Genomic DNA, 19479 nt, shown 5'->3' on the forward strand with positions numbered 1-19479 from the left:
GTCACATTCCCTGCGTTTATTTCTTATACGATCAACGCACCGTGGTGCTGCCGACCGAGGTGGTCGGCTCCGAGACCGCCGTCGCCGGCGTCGCGCCAGGCACCGGTTCGGTCGACGCGGTGGCCGCCGCCTTTTCGGCCTGCTCCAGGCGGCCATCGGTCCAGACCACGTAGTCGTCGACCGAATACAGGCGGCACGGGTCGCGGCTCTTGGCCGAGCAGGTGGCCAGCGCGCGGCCTTCCGGGTCTTCGCCTTCCTCGGCCCAGGTCCAGCCGCCGCTCGGCGAAACGGCAAAGGCGCGCGGCGTCATCTTGGTCAGGTATTCGCGGTAGGCGCGGCGGCCGTGCTCGGACAGGAAGGGCACGGCATCGACATCGTCGAAGCTGGCGAAATCGGTGCGCGGCTGGCTCGGCGGGGCCGCGACGTCGACCACGACCGCGGTCGGCATGCCGATCTCTTTCAGGAAGCGTTCGGTATCTTCGAGCCACACCTTCTCGCCGTCGCGGCTGGCCAGCATGCCGTGGGCATCGCGCTTGAACGAGGGGAACTCGACCAGGCGGCCGCGGCCGCCGGCCTGGGCGTAGGAGGCGTGCATGCGGCCCGCCAGTTCCGGCCCGAACAGCGAGTCGTTCTGGCCATACATCCACAGGCTCGGCAGCGTGGCCTTGGCGCCATATTCGCCGAAGGCCGCCACCAGCTGCGAACGCCAGGCGCAGCGGTCGCTGTCGTCGCGCAGGCCTCCGGCGAAATTGATCAGGCCACGCACGCCCGGCAGGTTTTCGGTGCCGAGGGCGATCGTGGCCAGGCCGCCATACGACTGGCCGGCCACCACCATGCGCTCGGCATCGATCCAGGACTGCTGGCGCGCATAGTCGAGGGTCGAGCGGATGTCTTTGGCTTGCGTATAGCCGTTGGCCGTCATGTCGCAGCCATGGTCGCGGTAGCGGCCGCCCGACTTCGAAAAGCCCTGGCGCATCGGCACCATCACCGCATAGCCGCGCTTCACGAAGGCGCTGGCCATGTGATAGAAGCGGTCGCGCGGCTGCAGGCTGGGGCGACCGGAATCCTTGCCGTGGTTGATGACGATCAGGGGAAACGGACCGGCTCCATTCGGCTGGAACACGGTGGTCTCGAGCGTGACGCCGCCGTCGCCGGCCGGAACCTGGACGATGCGCTCGTTCATGCGGTAATCGAGCGCCGCGGTGCTGGCAGGGACGGCTGCGGCAGGCAGTTCCTGCAGATGCGCCACGGCGGGCAGCATGGCCAGCGCGGCAATCGAAGCGGAGATCAGGGTGGACAGTGTTCTCGACATGGATGACTCTGGAAATGCGCGGTGCATATTTACTGCCATGCGGAACAATTTCCGCAGGGAATAAACCGAGTCTAGGACGGGTAAATCTTGAGAGCAATATCCGGTTGACCAGATCGGAAGGAATATTTTTGTGTGTGGCGAAAGTGTCATCCGACGCGTTTTTCCCACAAGGAGTATCATCGCGCCCTGTGAGTAGCAAGGGAAATTACGCATGAGCAAGTATGCGCCGCGCGAGTGGGCACCCGACGAGCGGCCGATGATGCCGGGCTCGCCGTCCACGCCGGCCCATCCGACTCCGCTGCGCTTCGCCTACCTGTTCGTCGGCGTCCTGATCACCATTACCGGCGGTCTCGGCAACGCGCTGGTCACCGTCAACCTGGTCCATCTGCAAGGTGTGCTGGGCGCCTATTCCACCGAAACCACCTGGTTGCCGGCCGCCTACGTGATGGCCAATGCCTCGATGAACCTGCTGCTGGTGAAATTCCGGCAACAGTTCGGCCTGCGCCTGTTCACCGAGATCTTCCTGGTGCTGTATGCGCTGGTGACCTTCGCCCACCTGTTCGTCAACGACCTGGCCTCGGCGATCGCGGTGCGCGCCGCCCATGGCATGCTGGCGGCGGCGGTGTCTCCGCTGGGCCTGTATTACGTCCTGCAAGGCTTCAAGAAGGAGTGGCGCCTGCGCGGGGTGGCGCTGGCGATGGGCGCGGCCCAGCTGGCGCTGCCGCTGGCCTATATCTTCTCCAACGACCTGCTGCAGATCGCCGAATGGCGCGGCCTCTACCTGTTCGAGCTGGGCCTGGCGCTGGTGTCGCTGGGCGCCGTGCTGCTGCTCAAGCTGCCGTCGGGCGATTACATCAAGGCCTTCCGGCCCACCGATTTCGTCACCTTCGCCCTGTTCGCGCCGGGCATGGCGCTGCTGTGCGCGGCGATCAGCTTCGGCCGCGTGGAGTGGTGGTTCGAGCGCGCCTGGATCGGGATGGCGCTGGCGGGCGCGATCGTGCTGCTGGCGGCGGCGCTATGCGTCGAGCACAACCGCGCCAATCCGCTATTGAACCTGCGCTGGCTGGCCAGCGGCAATATCGCGCGCCTGGCGCTGTCGATGCTGCTGGTGCGCATCGTGCTGTCGGAGCAGAGCGTGGGCGCGGTCGGCTTCCTGCGCGCCGTTGGCCTCGACAACGACCAGTTGCAAACCCTGTACGCGATCGTGCTGGCCGCCACGGTGGCCGGGATCGTGGTGTCGGCGCTGACGATCAACGTCAAGCACCTGGTATCGCCGCAGGTGATCGCGCTCCTGTGCATGGCGCTGGGGGCCTGGATCGATGCCCATGCCAGCAACCAGACCCGCCCCGAGCAGATGTACCTGAGCCAGAGCCTGCTCGCCTTCGGCGGCACCTTGTTCCTCGGGCCCCTGGTGGTGTCGCTGCTCGGGGCCGTGATCCCCAATCCGCAAAACCTGATCAGCTTTTCGGTGCTGTTCGGCCTGACGCAAAACCTGGGCAGCCTGCTCGGTTCGAGCCTGGTGGGCACCTTCCAGGTGATCCGCGAAAAATACCATTCCTCGCTGATCGTCGAGGGCCTTTCCAGCCTGGATCCGCTGGTGGCCAGCCGCATCCAGTCCGGCGCCGCCGCGGCCGGGCGCCTGCTGGCCGACCCCGCGGCCGCAACGCGCCAGAGCCTGCAGTCGCTGTCGGCCACCGCGACGCGCGAAGCCAATATTCTCGCCTACAACGACGTGTTCCTGGTGCTGGCCATGTTGGCTGCCGGGAGCGCGGCCTGGATCTTCCTGCATGCCGTGTGGCTGCATTACTTCGCGGCGGCGAAAGCCGTGCCGACCCCCGCGCCCAAGCCGGGAACCCCACCACCACCCGACCCTGTGACCGACTGATATGCCAGAACCATCGACCGTGCCATCCCGTTCCCGCCGCCGCATCCTGCTGAGCGCACTCGCGTTCGGCGCCATCGCCATCGCCGGCGTATTGATCGTGCTGTATGCCTGGAACCTGCCGCCGTTTCGCAGCACCCTGCAGAGCACCGAGAATGCGCTGGTGCGCGGCCAGGTGACGATCATCAGCCCGCAACTGAGTGGTTACGTGGTCGAGGTGCGGGTGCAGGATTTCCAGATGGTCAAGAAGGGGGAACTCCTGATGCGCATCGACGAGCGCATTCCCACCCAGCGCCTGGCGCAGGCGCGCGCCGAACTGGCCAACCGCCAGGCAGCGCTGGCGAACTTTGCCCAGAGCCAGTCGAGCGCGCGCGCCACCATCGCCCAGAACCAGGCGCTGCTGGCGTCGAACGAGGCGCAGTCACGGCGCGCCCAGGCCGACCTGCGCCGCGTGGAAGAGCTGGCGGCCGACGGTTCGCTGTCGGCGCGCGAACTCGATGCCGCGCGCGCAACGCAGGCCCAGGCCAGCGCCTCGCGCGACCAGTCGCGCGCCGCGATCGAGATCGCACGCCAGAACCTGCGCTCGGTCGACGTCAACCGCGCCGCGCTCGAGGCGGCGGTGGCCAATGCCGAGGCGACCGTCAAGTTGGCCGAGATCGACATGGCCAACACCCATATCACCGCCCCGCGCGACGGCCAGTTGGGGCAGGTGACGGTGCGCCAGGGAGCCTACGTGAACGCGGGCGCGCAGTTGACGGCGCTGGTGCCCGACACGATGTGGGTCATCGCCAATATGAAGGAAACGCAGATGGCCAATGTGGCCGTCGGCCAGCCGGTGACGTTCAGCGTCGACGCCCTGGGTAACGCACGCCTGCGCGGCCAGGTTGAACGCATCTCGCCGGCAACCGGCTCGGAGTTCTCGGTGATCGCGCCCGATAACGCCACCGGCAATTTCGTCAAGATCGCCCAGCGGATTCCCGTGCGGATCAGCATCGATCCGAACCAGCCGCTGGCCGCGCGCCTGCGGCCTGGCATGTCGGTGGTGACCACGATCGATACGGCGCAAGTCGGAGCCGCGCGGTGAGCCGGCGCGTGCTCGTCCTGGCAGCGTTGCCGCTGCTGCTGTCGGCCTGCGCGATGGCGCCGCAGCCGGCGCCGGAGCCCTCCCTGACCGTTCCTCCGGCCTGGCGCACGGCCAGCGCTGGCGGCAGCGCTGCCATCGACCGTGACTGGTGGCGCGCCTTTGGCGATCCGGCGCTCGACTCGCTGGTGCGGCGCGCGCTCGACAATAACGGCGACCTGAAAATCGCGCGCTCGCGTTTGCAGGAATACCAGGCGCGCATCCGCGTGGCCGACAGCGCGCGGCTGCCGGCATTGAACCTGTCGCTGGGGCCGACGCGCTCGCGCACCATCGGCGCGCTCGGCGAGCCGGTCGAGACCACCTCGGTGGTCGGCGCGGTACAGGCCAGTTATGAAGTGGACCTGTTTGGCCGCATCGCCGGCAGCGTGGAGGCCGCGCGTTTCGAATCGCTGTCGCAGGAGGCTGCATTGGAAGCCGCGGCGCTGGCGGTGGCCGCCAACACGGCGTCCGGCTACCTGAACCTGCTCGGGCTGGACGCCCAGCTGGCGCTGGCGCGCGCAACCCTCGAATCGCGCGAGCGCTCGTTTGAACTCGCGCGCCACCAGTTCGAGGTCGGCTACAGCTCGCGCCTGGAGATGTCGCAGGCCGAGGCCGAGCTGCATTCGACCGCCGCCACCGTGCCCCAGCTCGAGCGCCAGATCGCGCTGCAGGAGCAGGCGCTGAACCTGCTGCTCGGCGCCAGCCCCGGTCCGCTGGCGCGCGGCGCCGAACTGAAAGCATTGCACGAACCGCGGCCGGCGCCGGGGCTGCCGTCGGAACTGCTGCGCCGGCGCCCCGACATCGCCCAGGCCGAGCGCCTGGTGGCCGCCAGCGACGCCAGCCTGGCGGTGGCGCGCGATGCGCTGCTGCCGTCGATCCGCCTGACGGCATCGCTGGGCGCGCAGGGACACAGCCTGTCGCAGCTGCTGCGCGATCCGACCGAGTTGTGGAGCATCGGCGGCAGTGTGCTGGCGCCGCTGTTCGACGCGGGCCGGCTGCGCGCACAGGCAGAGATCGCGGGCACGGTGCGCGACCGCGCGGTCTACACCTATGAATCGGTGGTGCGCACGGCGTTCGCCGAGACGGACAATGCGCTGGCTTCGATCGAGGGCTTACAGCGGCAACTGGTGGAGGCCGAGGCGCGGCGCCGGGCGGCGGGCGAGGTATTGCGGGTGGCGGCCAACCGTTATCGCAATGGCTACGCTTCCTATCTGGAGGAGCTCGACGCGCAGCGCACGGCCTTCAATGCTGACCTGAATGCGCTGCAGTTGCGTGCCAGCCTGCTGGCGGCGCACGTCGACCTGTACCGTGCACTGGGCGGCGGATGGACGCCTGCGCAGTGATGGCGACGAAGCGTGCGGTCTGCCCGACCTGCTTGCGGGCGCAGTCGGCCTGCATCTGCCGCTGGATCGCGCCCGTCTCGCCCGAGGCCGCGCTGCTCGTCCTGCTGCATCCGCTCGAAACCGGCAATGCCAAGAACAGTGGGAGATTGCTGCACCTGAGCGTGGCGGGCAGCGCGCTGGCGGTCGGTGAAATGTTCGATGCGGAGGTGCTGGACGGCCTGCTGCATGCCGATGGACGCACGCCGGTGCTGCTGTATCCGCAGACGCCGGACGACCGGAGTGTGCCGCCCCCGCCGGCGCTTCCTTCGCTGCCGGCATCGATGCTGCGCCTGGTCGTGCTCGACGCCACCTGGCGCAAAAGCCGCAAGATGCTGTACCTGAATCCGGCCTTGCAGCGCTTGCCGCGGCTGGCCTTGAGCGACGTGGCGCCGTCCAACTATCGCATCCGCAAGGCGCATGCCCCGCATCAGCTGTCGAGCCTGGAAGCGGCGGCGCAGGCGCTGGGCCAGCTCGAAGGCGATGGCGGACGGTACGGGGCATTGTTGGAAGCCTTCGATGGGTTTGTTTCGCAACAGGCATCGTACGTGCGCGCTTGAATTCGCCGCAGGAGCGGCGTAATATACTGTACAAATATACAGTATCGGAGCGCCGACCATGGGCACCATCGATTTTCCACTCCAGCGCGAACCGTTCGACGACGGGCACGTTGCCCTTGCACCGTCCGTGGCGCCGCTCGCGCGCAAGGGGCGCGGCGCGGTGTCGAACCTGCAAGGCCGCTACGAGGTCAACGGCCGCGAGCGCTTCGATGACGGGTGGGCGGTCGACGATGATGAAGCGCCAGCCTTCAAGACCGTGGTCACCGACGAGATCGCCAAGAGCATCCTGTCGCGCAATACCTCGCCAGACATCCCGTTCAGCGTCTCGCTCAATCCTTATCGCGGCTGCGAGCATGGCTGCATCTATTGCTTCGCGCGGCCGACGCACAGCTATCTCGGCCTGTCGCCGGGGCTCGATTTCGAGACCCGCCTGTTCGCCAAGGTGAACGCGCCCGAGCTGCTGCGGCGCGAGCTGGCGAAACCCGGCTACGTGCCCGAGCACATCGCCATCGGCGTCAACACCGATGCCTATCAGCCGTGCGAGCGCGAGCGCAAGCTGACGCGGTCGGTGCTCGAAGTGCTGGCCGAATGCCGTCACCCGGCCGGGCTGATCACCAAATCCTCGCTGATCGAGCGCGACATCGACATCCTGGCGCCGATGGCCGCGAAGGGGCTGGCGTGCGCTGCCATAACGCTCACCACGCTGGACGCGGAGATATCGCGCACGCTGGAACCGCGCGCGGCGGCGCCGATGAGGCGCCTGCGCACCATCCGCACGCTCACCGACGCGGGTATCCCGGTGAGCGTCAGCGTGGCGCCCATCATTCCATTCGTGACCGAGCCAGAGATCGAACGCATCCTGGAAGCGGCGCGCGACGCCGGCGCGGTGGGCGCGCACTACACGGTGCTGCGCCTGCCGCACGAGGTCAATCCCTTGTTTCAGGAATGGTTGCAGGCGCACTTCCCGGACCGCGCGCAACGGGTGATGAACCGCATCCGCGAGATGCGGGGCGGCAAGGACTACGACAGCGATTTCGCGACCCGCATGAAGGGCGAGGGCGTGTGGGCCGACCTGATCCGGCAGCGTTTCGAAAAGGCATCCGAGCGCCTGGGCTTTTCAGACTTGCGCGGGCGCTTCGGGCGGCTCGACAGGTCGCAGTTCAGGCGGCCGCTAGTTGTGCCCGCATCCGCCGCGCGCGCCTTGGCGGCGCAGCGGGAGGGGCAGCTGGACTTGTTCTGACTGTGCGGGGCGGGGCGCCCACACTCGGTCAGAAGGCGATCATGACCTTGCCCACGTGATTCGCCTCGGCGAAATACCGGTAGGCCTGGGGTGCGTCGTCGAAGGCGAAAGTCTTGCCGACCACGGTCTTGATGCCGTGGGTTTCGATGGCGCGCAGCAGGTCGACCATCATGGCGCGGCTGCCGTTGGCGATGCCGCGAATCGTCACGTTGTGGGTGACGAAGGCCAGGTAATTGGGAATGGCATGCCGGGTGCCGGGCGTGAGGCCAACCACTACGATGCGGCCATTGGGAGCGATCGACGCGATCGACAGACCCAGCGTGTCCTGGCCGCCGGTCTCGATGACGATGTCGGCGCCGACGCCGCCCGTTTGCGCCAGCAGCTCGGCCGCCCAATCCGGATGGGTGCGGTAGTTGATGGTGATGTCGGCGCCCAGTTCGCGCACCACGGCCAGCTTGGCGTCGCTGGACGACGTCATGGCCACGCGCGCGCCATGGGCCTTGGCCAGCTTCATGGCGGCCAGCGCGACGCCGCCCGTACCCAGGCATAGCACCAGGTCGCCGGGTTTGACATGGCACATCTCGACCAGCGCATGCCAGGCGGTCAGGCCTGCCGAAGCCAGGCCGGCGACGTCTTCGTCGGCCAGCGACGGCGGCACCGGGATCACGGACGCTGCGGGCAGCAGCACCCGCTCGGCCAGCCAGCCATCGTGGGTGGCGCCGATGTCATGACCGAAGATGGCGGGATTGAAGGGCCCATCGATCCAGTCCGCGAAATGCCCGCACACCACTCGCTCGCCAACCGCGACCTCGGTGACGCCCTCGCCGATAGCGACCACCCGGCCGACGCCCTCCGACACGGGAATGCGCTGCGGCGACTGGCCCGCGGCATACGTGCCGCGCAGGATTTGCGCGTCGCGGCTGATCAGGCTGACCAGTTGCGGCGCCACCAGTACCTGGCCGGGGCCCGGCGTCGGGACGGGGCGGGTGGCGGCGCGCAGGGAATCGAGACCGGTTTGGGCGCCGATTTCAAATGCTTTCATCATGGTCTTTCCTTCACGGTGGTGTGCGGCGCCAGGGTGGCGCGCAGGCGCAGTGAATGCGGTGGTAATTGTGGATTGATTGATCCATAATTATACACAGATCGCCATGGCGCAGTCCTTGCGGGGCGGGATAACGAAGGGAGTGAAGATGGCAAGAGCAGGACGGCCGCGCGGTTTCGACCGCGACGCCGCGGTCGATAGCGCCATGCTGCTGTTCTGGGAACGCGGTTACGAGCGCACGTCGCTGGACGAGTTGCGGCGGACGATGGGCGGCGCCAAGGGACTGTCGTCGGCCAGCTTTTATGCGGCCTTCGGATCGAAGGAGGCGCTCTACCGCGAGGCGCTGGCGCGCTATCACGCGCTGCATGGCGGCATGCTCGAGATCCTGCGCGACCGCACGCTGGCGCCGCGCATGCGGCTCGAACGGGCGCTGCGCGCGTCGGTCGCGGTGCAGGGCGACGCCTCGCATCCGCTCGGCTGCATGCTGACCCTGTCGGCGCCGATCGACGCCCATGCCGGCGGCGAGGCGCGCGCCGTGGCGGCCGATGGCCGCGCCTTCACGCGCGCCGCGCTGCGCGACTGCCTGCAAGCCGGCGTGGAGGCGGGCGAGTTACGCCCCGATGCCGACCTGCAGGGATTGACGGCGTTGTTCGACGGCTTTTTGCTCGGCGTGTCGATCCAGGTGCGCGACGGCGTCCCGCTGGCGGCCATCGAGGCGGGCGTCGGCTGTGCGCTGGCCGCATGGGACGCTTGCGCGGCGCGCCATTGAAACGGCTTGCTCCCGCGGCTGCGCGCCGAATCCCCCTATAATCCAGCATGTGAGGTCGGCGCGATGACGGCCTCGTTCATTTAAATATCTTGGCTAAGGGTGAACGATGAAGCTGGTGGCGATGCAGCCCATGTCCGCATGACGACGTCCGTGACAGTGGAGCAGGGCCTCCAGGCCGCCGGCGTCGGCCGCTTCCAGTACCGCATCTTCACGATCTTCGGCCTGGTCTGGCTGGCCGACGCCATGCAGGTGCTGTCGATCGGTTTCAGTGCGCCGTCGATCGCCAGGACTTTCGGCTTGAGCATGCCGCAAGCCCTGCAGACGGGGACGCTGTTCTTCGTCGGCATGCTGATCGGCGCCTTCGTGTTCGGCCGGCTGGCGGACCGGATCGGCCGCCGCCCCGTCCTCCTGATCGCGGTGCTGATCGACGCCTGCTTCGGCGTGGCGTCCGCCTTCGCCCCCGACTTCACCTGGCTGCTGGTGCTGCGCTTCCTGACCGGCGTCGGCGTCGGCGCGACCCTGCCGGTCGACTACACGATGATGGCCGAATTCCTGCCCAGCGACCGGCGTGGCCGCTGGCTGGTGCTGCTCGAGTCGTTCTGGGCGCTGGGGACGATCTGCCTGGCGGTGCTGGCGCTGTGGGCGGTGCAGTGGGGCGACGACGCCTGGCGCGTCATTTTCTTCGTCACCGGCCTGCCGGCCCTGGTCGGCGTGGTCCTGCGTTTTTATATTCCCGAGTCACCCATGTACCTGCACCGCAGCGGCAAGATCGAGGAGGCGCGCGCGGTGCTGGCGCGGGTGGCCAGGACCAATGGCCGCAATGTCGACATCCCGATGCTGCAGCCCGAGCGCAGGCAGGCCACGTCGCTGCTCTCGCTGTTCAGGGACGGTCTGCGCCGCCGCAGCGTCGCGCTGTTCATGGCATGGGCGCTGATTTCGATCGCCTATTACGGCGTGTTCGTCTACCTGCCGATCAGGCTCGGCGCCGAAGGCTTCGGCTTCATGCGCGGCCAGGAATTCCTGATCGTGCTGGCGCTGGTCCAGTTGCCGGGTTTCGCGCTGGCGGCCTATGGCGTCGAGCGCTGGGGGCGCAAGCCGACCCTGGTCGGCTTCCTGTTGCTGAGCGCCGTCGGCTGCCTTGGCTATAGCCTCGGCAGTTCCACCGCGCTGGTGGTAGGATCGACGCTCTTGATGAGCTTCGCCCTGCTCGGCACCTGGGGCGCCCTGTATGCGTTCACGCCCGAGGTCTATCCGACCCGCCTGCGCGCAACCGGCATGGGCACGGCCGGCGCCGTCGCGCGCTTCGGTGGCCTGTTCGCGCCGGCGATCGTGGCGCCGGTGATGGCGACGCACTTCACGCTGGCGCTGGTGATGCTCTCCAGCTTATTGCTGGTCGGGGCGGTCGCTATCCTGTGCGTCGACACCGAGTCGCGCCAGCGGGCGCTGGATTGAGGATACAGAGGTGAAACGGATGGGCGTACAACAGCAGCAGGCCGGCATGATCGTCTTCGTCGGCGCGGAATCGACCGGCAAATCCACATTGGCGCAGCACCTGGCGCAGCGGCTCGACGCCGGCTTCGTTCCCGAAATCGGCCGCTTCATCTGGGAAGAAAAGCAGGGCCGGCTCACGGCCGACGATTACGTCGAGATATCGGAACGCCACCGCGCTGCCGAGGATGCTGTAGTCAGCCAGACTTCTAGCCCCTGGGTCTTCGTCGACACTAATGCGCTCACCACGCTGCTGCTCGGCCTGTGCTTCGGCCAGGTCACCGAACCGGTCCCGCCCGCGCTGCTGCGCCATGCCGACGACTGCCGTACCCGCTACCTGCACCATTTCGTGTGCGCGGACGACATCCCGTATGAAGAAGAACCCGGCGTGCGCGAGAACGCCGGCTGGAGGACGCACATCCAGCGCCTGGTGCTGGAAGACCTCGACCGGCGCGGCATCGACTACACGGTGTTGACGGGCACGCTGGAACAGCGCGCCGCGAAGGTGATGGAAGTCCTGTCGTCGATCGAGCAGGACCGCGAAATTACGCGCGCAGCTGCGTAACGCCGAAATCGGCCAGGTGCCGCTCGAGCGCGAACACGTGCGGATCGGGCTTGCCGAGTTCGCGCAGGGCTTGCGCCAGGCCCAGCAGGTATTCGCTGTTCGGCCCACTCGGGCCGCGGGCCGTGGCGATCTGGCGTGCGATGTCGACTTCGTCGGCCGGGCCGAGATAGGCTTCGTTCTCGTGCGTGGCGATGTAGACGATCCCCTCGTCGCTGCTGCCGTCGTCGAAATGCATCTCGGTCGCCAGGCGCAGATAGCCATTCTTTTCGCGGTGATCCAGATGCGCGAATTCTTCCGGCGTCACCAGGTAGGCCATGCCGTGGCATAGCGTGCCGGCGTCGGGCACCAGGGTGACGACCCGTCCCGGCGCCGTCTCGGTGCCGCGGTGGTCGTGCGAACCTTGCCAGAAGCGCCGCGACCAGCCGCCGATATAGGCGGGGCGCCGGTCGATGAAGGGAAAATCGGCCTTGAAGATCAGTGAACCGTAGCCGAACAGCCAGACACGCTTGTGGCCGTTGAACTTGTTCATCCGCTGGTTGATCGCGATCGTATTGTGTGACATCGTGAGGTCAGGGCTAAGACAGATGCTGTTCATTGTAGCGCGCCAGGCGCCATCAGCGTTGCGACCGTTTTACATATCCAAACAGGAAATTAATATAACTCTCGGCCGCCGGCGACAGCGAGCGGCCGGGACGGGTGTAGACGAAAAAGCGCCGCGTCAGCACCGGCTCATCCAGCGGACGCAAAACCAGACCGTGCAACTTCACCAGCGGCTCGGCATATGGCAGGCAGACCGTTACCCCGAGCCCGGCGCTGACCATCGCCAACGCCGTGGTCATGAAGGTCACCTCGTGCGCCGGCTTGATGGGCGTCTCGCGCAGCGACGCATGCATATCGTCGAGCAGGCGTTCCGTGAACTGGCCCTGCAGCGAAATGAAGGGGAAATTCGCCACGTCGCGCCAGGTCAGGCGCGGCAGCGAGGCCAGCGGATGATTTTCTGGAAAGACCAGCGCGAACGGCATCTCGAACAGCTCGCGCGCCTCGAGCGGTGGCGCCGGCACACGCTCGGGACCGATGCCCACGTCCGCCTCGCCCGACAAGACGCGCGCGATCACGCCTTCCACTTCGGTATCGCTCAGGCGCACCTCGATCGCCGGGTGCTCGGCCCGGTAAGCCGCGATCGCCTGCGGCAGCAGGGTGCACGACATCAGCTGCGGCGCCGCGATCCGCACCAGCCCCTTCTTGAGTTGCGTGTGATCGGCGACGTTAGCCAGCGCACCGTCCAGGTCATCGATCATCTGGCTAAATAAGGGAAACAATTCGCGGCCGATGTCGGTCAATACGATGCGGCGCGTGCTGCGGTCGACCACCCGTGCGCCAAGGGTCTGTTCGAGCTCCTTGATCAGCCCGGACAGCGCCGACTGCGTCACGTGGATCGCCTGCGCCGCGAGCGTGAAATTGCCGGTCTTGGCCAGGGCGACGAAGGCGCGCATCTGGCGCAGGGTTGGATTCATAAGAAAACCTGATAAATCGGGTTGAAAATACTGTTTGTATGATAGTGGCTTTTGATTTGTAATGGTGGCTACTCAGCAATAAGGAAACGCCCATGAAACTCGCCACCCTCAAATCCGGCGGCCGCGACGGCTCCCTGGTCGTCGTCAGCCGCGACCTGGTCACCTATCAGGTCGTGCCCGAGATCGCGCGCACCATGCAAGCCGCGCTGGATGACTGGGATGCGGTCGCGCCGCGCCTGCAGCAGGTCTACGAGCAGCTCAACGACGGCGACGCCGACGGCGCCGAGTCCTTCATCGAGCAGGAATGCCACTCGCCGCTGCCGCGCGCCTACCAGTGGGCCGACGGCTCGGCCTACATTAACCACGTCGAGCTGGTGCGCAAGGCGCGCAATGCCGAAGTGCCGGCCTCGTTCTATGCCGATCCGCTGATGTACCAGGGCGGCGGCGATTCCTTCGTCGGGCCCTGCGACCCGATCGCGGCACTGTCCGAGGACTGGGGCATCGACCTCGAAGCCGAGGTGGCGGTGGTCACCGGCGACGTGCCGATGGGCGCCAGCGTCGAGCGGGCCGCGAGCGCGATCCGCCTGGTTATGCTGGTCAACGACGTCTCGCTGCGCAACCTGATCCCGAACGAACTGGCCAAGGGCTTCGGTTTCTACCAGTCCAAGCCGGCCAGCGCCTTCTCGCCGGTCGCCGTCACGCCGGATGAGCTGGGCGACGCCTGGCAGGGCAGCAAGCTGCGCCTGCCGCTGCTGGTGACGCTTAACGGCGCCGCCTTCGGCCGTCCGAATGCCGGCGAAGACATGACCTTCAGCTTCGCGCAGTTGGTCGCGCACGCGGCCGCCACCCGCGAGCTGTGCGCGGGCAGCATCATCGGCTCGGGCACGGTGTCGAACAAGCAGGGCAGCCTGCACGGTTCGAGCGTCGAAAACGGCGGCGTCGGCTACTGCTGCCTGGCCGAAGTGCGCATGTATGAAACCATCGAAGAAGGCAAGCCGAAGACGCCATTCCTGCGCTTCGGCGACACGGTGCGCATCGAGATGCTGGATGCCGACGGCGCCAGCATCTTCGGCGCGATCGACCAGGAAGTGATGCGATATCAAGAGAAGTAAGAGAGGCAGCGATGAAGCTCTATACCTATTTTCGCAGCTCGGCCGCATACCGGGTGCGCATTGCGCTCAACCTGAAGGGCATGTTCTACGATGCGGTGCCGGTGCACCTGCTCAAGGACGGCGGCCAGCACCTGCAGGACGACTACCGCAAGATCAACCCGAGCGGCCTGGTGCCGTCGTTCCAGGATGACCGCATCACGCTGACCCAGTCGATGGCGATCATCGAATACCTCGAAGAGATCCATCCCGAGCCGCCGCTGCTGCCAAAGGATGCGCCGGGTCGGGGCAGGGTGCGCGAGCTGGCCCAGATCATCGGCTGCGATATCCACCCGATCAACAACCTGCGTGTGCTGAACTACCTGGTCAAGCACATGGGCCTGTCGGACCAGGCCAAGACCGAGTGGTATCGCCACTGGATCATCGAGGGCTTCCAGTCGCTCGAGGCGCATCTGGCGCGCGATCCGGGCGCCGGACCGTTCTGCCATGGCGATCATCCGACCATCGCCGACTGCTATCTGGTGCCGCAGGTCTTCAATGCCCAGCGTTTCAATATCGATGTCTCGGCCTATCCGAATATCGATCGCATCAATTCGCTGTGCGTTGAGTTGCCGGCGTTCAGGGCGGCGCATCCGTCGCATCAGACGGATACAGAATAAGCGCTGCAGGCGAAGCGGTTGACGCATTGTTGCGTGCTAGCATGATGATTTTATTGAAGAAGTCACATGCCGATGCAGCAGACGAAAGGTGCAATCCTGGTCCTCGAAAGTCCGTGGGGACTCGACGAGCGCGATGCGAACCGCAGTAGCGTTAAACCATTCATCGAGGGCATGGCGAAGTATGCCGGCGACATCGAGGTATGCCATACTGTTTTCTATGACGAGGACAGTTTTGAAGACGGCCTGGAAAAGCTGTGCAAGACGCCATTCAGAAATACGCTGGTGTATGTGGCGGCCCATGGCAGCCAAACGCACGCCGGTGCTCATCTCACCGACATCAGCTCGGCAGTCCGCAAACGTTCAAAGGATTTCAATATCACGGGAATGCTGCTTGGCAGCTGTTATGCCGGCAGTATCACCGACGCGCACAAGTTGACCTTGCAGGGGAGTAATCTACGTTGGATCATCGGTTATGCATCCGCGTGTGAATGGCTCACCGGCACCATGATCGATTGTGCGCTCTTGAACGAAGCGGTGAGATTTCATCAGAACAGCTACGGGCAAGACAATCTCGTCAGGCGATTCAGCCAGGCCCTCGCGCCTTTTTCCGCCGGTGCCGCGATTGGCTGCGATGTGGAAGGTCACCCAACGGCTTTGCGCGACTCCCTGCAATTTGTCGTCCAGTCCCCAGGAAACGGAAGTCGTCCTGCCGTTATCAGCGAGGAAGTGTTTGCCGCACATGCGAAGCTGCGGATCTGACTGATACGCCAGTTGCTGGAGGCAATTCGAGCGTACGCGAGCTGGCCCAGATCATCGGCTGCGACATCGGGCTTTGCCCGGCATCGGCTCCGCGAATCACACGCGCCCCCCCGCATCCTCCCCGTCAGATATTCATGATATTCCGAATTGCCCACATTCGGGATCGCCAATTCATTTAATAAACGCGCTAAACACGGGAGTGGTTTTTACTAAACTAAGGTGGTTATTTTGCCCGAACTTTATTAATCGATTCTCGATCACAGTAATGGTTTCTATGGGGAATGAATAAATCTCCAATAGTAAATTTGCTACATATTATGACAATTTAGTGTCGTGATGCCATAGACCGAGAAATATGGCAGCCCTAGAATCACTCATCCATTTCCCCTGCATTTATTTCAGCGCGTTCTAAATCGATTCTGCTTATAGCTGGAAGGGGTGGATATTTGCCTTTTTTAAATATTCATAGGGAAAATCATGACCTTGCATAAATTGATGTTTGTGTTGGCGCTTTCTCTGGCGGCGACCGTCGTCAAGGCCGCACCGGCCTCGTCATTCGTCGACTTTTCCAACGGCGCCCAGGGATGGGAAGGCTCGCAGCCTGCAAATGGCGAAGGCGGGTCATGGATCGATACCACCCTGGGCAATGGCGCCCTTGCGCTGCACACCGTGATGGAAAACTTCGGCATCGGTTTCAGCAACAGCAGCCAGAATTACGTGGGGGATTACTCGAAGCTCGGCAGCGTGACCATTGGCCTGGACATCATCGCCAATTCGATCACTTATGTCGGCCAGCAGGTCTCGCGCAACCTGATCGTCGAATTGCGTGACTACAACAATACGCCGGAGGGCATGCCATATTCCAGCGTCTGGTTCGACCTGGGCGTCATCGACGCCACGCTTGGCTGGCAGCACCTGTCGGTGACGATCGCCGATACCACCATGGCGGCCCTGCCGGCCGGCTGGGGCGGCTACGGTACGACGGATGACGCCCAGGGTCCGGGTCTCCCGTCCGGCCGCACCTTTGCCGACGTGCTGTCGAGCGTGGATGAACTGGTATTCTCGACCCTCGTTCCCGGCTGGTTCTACGGCTTCACCGACTTCGACGTCGCGATCGACAATATTTCGGTCAGCGCCGGCGTGGCCGAGGTGCCGGAGCCGTCGAGCGTCGCGCTGATGTTCGGCGGTCTCGGCATGCTGGGCTGGATGGCGCGCCGTCGCTCGCGCCATACACCGAGGGCTTGACCGACAACCGGCGGAAGGCTGGCGAACCGGATCGACGAGGCGGGATACAATCCGGCCTCGTCTTTTTACCGGTACGCCATGAACTCTACCGCCGCCCGTGCGCCTTCCGCGCTGATTCCCGCCCCGATCCTGCAAGCCCTCGACCTGGCCGACGCCTCCTGGCATCCCATCCTCGAAGCCGGCCTCGAGGCCGTGGCGACCGCCAATCCCGGCTACCTGTCGGCATTGGCGGTCGACGACTACCTGCCCACCGAACACCGCCTGTTCGCCGCCTTCGCCCAGCCACTGGACAAGGTCCGCTACGTGCTGGTGGGCGAGGGCCCATACCCGCGTGCCGCGAGCGCGACCGGCGTCTGTTTCATGGATGGGGCAGTGGGGGAATTGTGGTCCGACAGCGGCCTGTCGAAGCCGGTCAACCGCGCGACCTCGCTGCGCAATTTCATGAAGATGCTGCTGGTGGCGAGCGGCCAGTTGCAGCCTGACGCGACCGGCGGCGCGGCGCTGGCGCCGATCGCGTTGGCCGCGAGAAGCGACGGCTCGATCCAGACCCTGGCCGAACTGCAGGACAATCTGCACGGCCACGGCTTCCTGCTGCTGAACGCAGCGCTGGTGTTCCGTAAACACGTCGCGCCGGCCATCGATGCACGCGCCTGGTTGCCATTCCTGCAAACCGTGCTGGCGGCGCTGGCCGAGCGGCCCGATCCCCCGACCCTGGTCCTGTGGGGCAAAATCGCCGAACAACTGAAAAGGCTGCCCGAGACGGCCGCCTTCCCGCAGGCGCTGGCCGAGCATCCCTACAACCTGAGCTTCATCGGGCACGCGGGTATGCAACAGCTGTTTGGCCCGATGGCGCTGTTGCGCAAGCGATAACGACCGGCGTCGCAGGAGTCAAACGAAAGGGAGAGAAGGTGGGAGGCCCATTTTGGGGGCCGCCAAGACAAGATGTCCGCGATTTGCTATACTTGACTAAATCGTTCAACTAATCGGGTTTTTAGCCTGGTCCCGCAAGAGAAGTCGGCGGCAGGACGTGATAGTTGGACAAGAGGAATATTTTAACATTAACCGGGGTTGTAATGCGTCTGACCACCAAAGGCCGTTTTGCTGTTACCGCGATGATCGATCTTGCCATGCGTCAAGGCAATGGTCCGGTCACGCTGTCGGGCATCAGCCAGCGCCAGGCCATTTCGCTGTCCTACCTGGAGCAGCTGTTCGGCAAGCTGCGTCGCCACGAGATCGTCGAATCGATCCGCGGCCCGGGTGGCGGCTACAGCCTGGCACGGCCGGCGGGCAAGGTGACGGTGGCCGACATCATCATCGCCGTCGACGAGCCGCTGGATGCGACCCAGTGCGGTGGCAAAGAGAATTGCCACGGCGCCCACACCGATGGCGCCCGCTGCATGACCCACGAATTGTGGACCACGCTGAACGAAAAAATGGTCGACTACCTCGATTCGGTATCGCTGCAAGACCTGGTCGACCAGCAGCGGCAAAAAGAACAGAACGTCGTGCACGTGCACCGTGGCGCCCCCGCCGCCGTCGGAACAAACTGAAGCTTACTGGAGTGAATTGATGAACGCGCCTTTGGACAAGAAAACCGAGCAGAGCTTCGCGACTGCGCCCCATTTCCCGATCTACCTGGACTACTCGGCCACCACGCCGGTCGATCCACGCGTCGCGGATGCCATGATCCCGTTCCTGCGCGAGCAGTTCGGCAACCCGGCCTCGCGCAGCCACGCCTATGGCTGGAGCGCTGAAGCGGCGGTCGAAGAGGCGCGCCAGAACGTCGCGAACATGGTTGGCGCCGATCCGCGCGAGATCATCTGGACCTCGGGCGCGACCGAGAGCAACAATCTGGCGCTCAAGGGCGCGGCCCAGTTCTACAAGACCAAGGGCAAGCACATCATCACGGTCAAGACCGAGCACAAGTCGGTGCTCGACACCGTGCGCGAACTCGAGCGCGTCGGCTTCGACGCCACCTACCTCGAGCCGCAAGACAACGGCCTGATCACCGTCGAGCAGCTGGAAGCTGCGCTGCGTCCGGACACCATCCTGGTCTCGGTCATGCTGGTCAATAACGAGATCGGCGTGGTCCAGCCGATCGAAGAGCTGGCCGCACTGTGCCGCTCGAAAGGCATCATCTTCCACTGCGACGCCGCGCAAGCCGTCGGCAAGGTGGTCATCGACCTCGAAAAATCGAAGGTCGACCTGATGACCTTCACCGCGCACAAGGTCTATGGCCCGAAAGGCGTCGGCGCCCTGTACGTGCGCCGCAAGCCGCGCGTGCGCCTCGAAGCGCAGATGCACGGCGGCGGTCACGAGCGCGGCCTGCGTTCGGGCACCCTGCCGACCCACCAGTTGGTGGGCATGGGCGAAGCCTTCCGCCTGGCCAAAGAAGAGATGGAGAGTGAACTGGTCCGCATCCGCGCGCTGCGCGATCGCCTGGCCAAGGGCCTGCTCGAAATCGAAGAGGTGTACATCAACGGCGACATGGACCACCGTGTGCCGCATAACCTGAACATCTCGTTCAACTATGTCGAAGGCGAGTCGCTGATCATGGCGGTCAAGGATATCGCCGTGTCGTCCGGTTCGGCCTGCACCTCGGCCAGCCTGGAACCATCGTATGTGCTGCGCGCCCTGGGCCGCAGCGACGAACTGGCGCACAGCTCGATCCGCTTCACCATCGGCCGTTTCACGACCGAAGAAGAGATCGACTTCGCCGTCAACTTGCTGAAAGCAAAGGTTGGCAAATTGCGCGAACTGTCGCCGCTGTGGGACATGTTCAAAGAAGGGATCGACTTGAATTCGATCCAATGGGCAGCCCACTAAATCACTGAAG

The 19479-nt window shown here is 65.2% G+C and carries 19 protein-coding genes; 15 read left to right on the top strand and 4 right to left on the bottom strand.

The window, feature by feature from the left end; genetic code table 11:
* Nucleotides 1-31 precede the first annotated feature (31 nt).
* Nucleotides 32-1312 carry a dienelactone hydrolase family protein gene (locus tag FVD38_RS00670; RefSeq protein ID WP_147933069.1) on the bottom strand — a complete coding sequence of 427 codons (1281 nt, stop codon included), beginning with the start codon at nt 1310-1312 and terminating at the stop codon, nt 32-34.
* 211 nt (nt 1313-1523) lie between these two features.
* Here FVD38_RS00670 and FVD38_RS00675 point away from each other — a divergent pair, with 211 nt between their 5' ends.
* Genes FVD38_RS00675 through FVD38_RS00695 form a run of 5 tightly spaced genes read left to right on the top strand, consistent with a single transcriptional unit; the run spans nt 1524 to nt 7493 of the window.
* Nucleotides 1524-3197, top strand: a complete 1674-nt coding sequence (locus tag FVD38_RS00675) for an MFS transporter (protein ID WP_147933070.1) — start codon at nt 1524-1526, stop codon at nt 3195-3197.
* Nucleotides 3198-3216: 19 nt separating this feature from the next.
* Complete coding sequence (locus tag FVD38_RS00680; RefSeq protein WP_229493319.1) at nt 3217-4278, top strand: HlyD family secretion protein; 1062 nt, start codon at nt 3217-3219, stop codon at nt 4276-4278.
* A gap of 8 nt (nt 4279-4286) precedes the next feature.
* The gene (locus FVD38_RS00685; RefSeq protein ID WP_229493321.1) at nt 4287-5657 is read left to right on the top strand and encodes an efflux transporter outer membrane subunit; all 1371 of its coding nucleotides are present in this window, start codon (nt 4287-4289) and stop codon (nt 5655-5657) included.
* Nucleotides 5657-6253 carry a tRNA-uridine aminocarboxypropyltransferase gene (locus tag FVD38_RS00690; protein WP_229493323.1) on the top strand — a complete coding sequence of 199 codons (597 nt, stop codon included), beginning with the start codon at nt 5657-5659 and terminating at the stop codon, nt 6251-6253. Before FVD38_RS00685 ends, FVD38_RS00690 begins: the two co-directional genes overlap by 1 nt.
* Before the next feature lie 58 nt (nt 6254-6311).
* Nucleotides 6312-7493, top strand: coding sequence for a PA0069 family radical SAM protein (locus FVD38_RS00695; protein WP_147933074.1), 1182 nt, complete (start codon nt 6312-6314; stop codon nt 7491-7493).
* A 28-nt stretch (nt 7494-7521) separates the two neighbouring features.
* On the opposite strand, the gene FVD38_RS00700 is transcribed toward FVD38_RS00695, so the two are convergent.
* Nucleotides 7522-8538 carry a zinc-dependent alcohol dehydrogenase family protein gene (locus FVD38_RS00700; protein WP_222706873.1) on the bottom strand — a complete coding sequence of 339 codons (1017 nt, stop codon included), beginning with the start codon at nt 8536-8538 and terminating at the stop codon, nt 7522-7524.
* A 145-nt stretch (nt 8539-8683) separates the two neighbouring features.
* Between FVD38_RS00700 and FVD38_RS00705 the strand changes: the two genes are divergently transcribed.
* The 3 genes from FVD38_RS00705 (at nt 8684) to FVD38_RS00715 (ending at nt 11357) form a co-directional block, all read left to right on the top strand.
* Nucleotides 8684-9304 (top strand): TetR/AcrR family transcriptional regulator, encoded by a 621-nt coding sequence (locus FVD38_RS00705; protein WP_147933075.1) that lies wholly within the window; start codon nt 8684-8686, stop codon nt 9302-9304.
* Nucleotides 9305-9442: 138 nt separating this feature from the next.
* Nucleotides 9443-10756, top strand: a complete 1314-nt coding sequence (locus tag FVD38_RS00710; protein WP_147933076.1) for an MFS transporter — start codon at nt 9443-9445, stop codon at nt 10754-10756.
* Nucleotides 10757-10775: 19 nt separating this feature from the next.
* Nucleotides 10776-11357, top strand: a complete 582-nt coding sequence (locus FVD38_RS00715) for an AAA family ATPase (protein WP_147933077.1) — start codon at nt 10776-10778, stop codon at nt 11355-11357.
* On the opposite strand, the gene FVD38_RS00720 is transcribed toward FVD38_RS00715, so the two are convergent.
* Nucleotides 11338-11919 carry a gamma-glutamylcyclotransferase gene (locus FVD38_RS00720; RefSeq protein ID WP_147933078.1) on the bottom strand — a complete coding sequence of 194 codons (582 nt, stop codon included), beginning with the start codon at nt 11917-11919 and terminating at the stop codon, nt 11338-11340. The genes FVD38_RS00715 and FVD38_RS00720 overlap by 20 nt on opposite strands.
* A gap of 52 nt (nt 11920-11971) precedes the next feature.
* A complete protein-coding gene (locus FVD38_RS00725; protein ID WP_147933079.1) occupies nt 11972-12871 on the bottom strand; it encodes a LysR family transcriptional regulator in 900 nt (299 codons plus the stop codon).
* A 92-nt stretch (nt 12872-12963) separates the two neighbouring features.
* On the opposite strand from FVD38_RS00725, the gene FVD38_RS00730 reads away from it, so the two are divergent.
* The 7 genes from FVD38_RS00730 to FVD38_RS00760 all read left to right on the top strand — a co-directional run bounded on the left by FVD38_RS00730 (nt 12964) and on the right by FVD38_RS00760 (nt 19469).
* The gene (locus FVD38_RS00730; RefSeq protein WP_147933080.1) at nt 12964-13983 is read left to right on the top strand and encodes a fumarylacetoacetate hydrolase family protein; all 1020 of its coding nucleotides are present in this window, start codon (nt 12964-12966) and stop codon (nt 13981-13983) included.
* A gap of 11 nt (nt 13984-13994) precedes the next feature.
* Nucleotides 13995-14639: a maleylacetoacetate isomerase gene (gene maiA / locus FVD38_RS00735; protein WP_147933081.1), complete on the top strand. Its 645-nt coding sequence runs from the start codon at nt 13995-13997 to the stop codon at nt 14637-14639.
* 66 nt (nt 14640-14705) lie between these two features.
* Complete coding sequence (locus tag FVD38_RS00740; RefSeq protein ID WP_147933082.1) at nt 14706-15398, top strand: hypothetical protein; 693 nt, start codon at nt 14706-14708, stop codon at nt 15396-15398.
* A 477-nt stretch (nt 15399-15875) separates the two neighbouring features.
* Nucleotides 15876-16643, top strand: coding sequence for a PEP-CTERM sorting domain-containing protein (locus FVD38_RS00745; protein ID WP_147933083.1), 768 nt, complete (start codon nt 15876-15878; stop codon nt 16641-16643).
* 78 nt (nt 16644-16721) lie between these two features.
* Nucleotides 16722-17513 (top strand): uracil-DNA glycosylase family protein, encoded by a 792-nt coding sequence (locus tag FVD38_RS00750; protein ID WP_147933084.1) that lies wholly within the window; start codon nt 16722-16724, stop codon nt 17511-17513.
* A gap of 203 nt (nt 17514-17716) precedes the next feature.
* Nucleotides 17717-18193 carry a Fe-S cluster assembly transcriptional regulator IscR gene (gene iscR, locus FVD38_RS00755; protein ID WP_109347015.1) on the top strand — a complete coding sequence of 159 codons (477 nt, stop codon included), beginning with the start codon at nt 17717-17719 and terminating at the stop codon, nt 18191-18193.
* 19 nt (nt 18194-18212) lie between these two features.
* Nucleotides 18213-19469, top strand: coding sequence for an IscS subfamily cysteine desulfurase (locus tag FVD38_RS00760; RefSeq protein WP_147933085.1), 1257 nt, complete (start codon nt 18213-18215; stop codon nt 19467-19469).
* Nucleotides 19470-19479 lie beyond the last annotated feature (10 nt).

Origin of the sequence: Massilia arenae (assembly GCF_008014745.1) — a bacterium.
Lineage (GTDB): Bacteria > Pseudomonadota > Gammaproteobacteria > Burkholderiales > Burkholderiaceae_D > Telluria > Telluria arenae.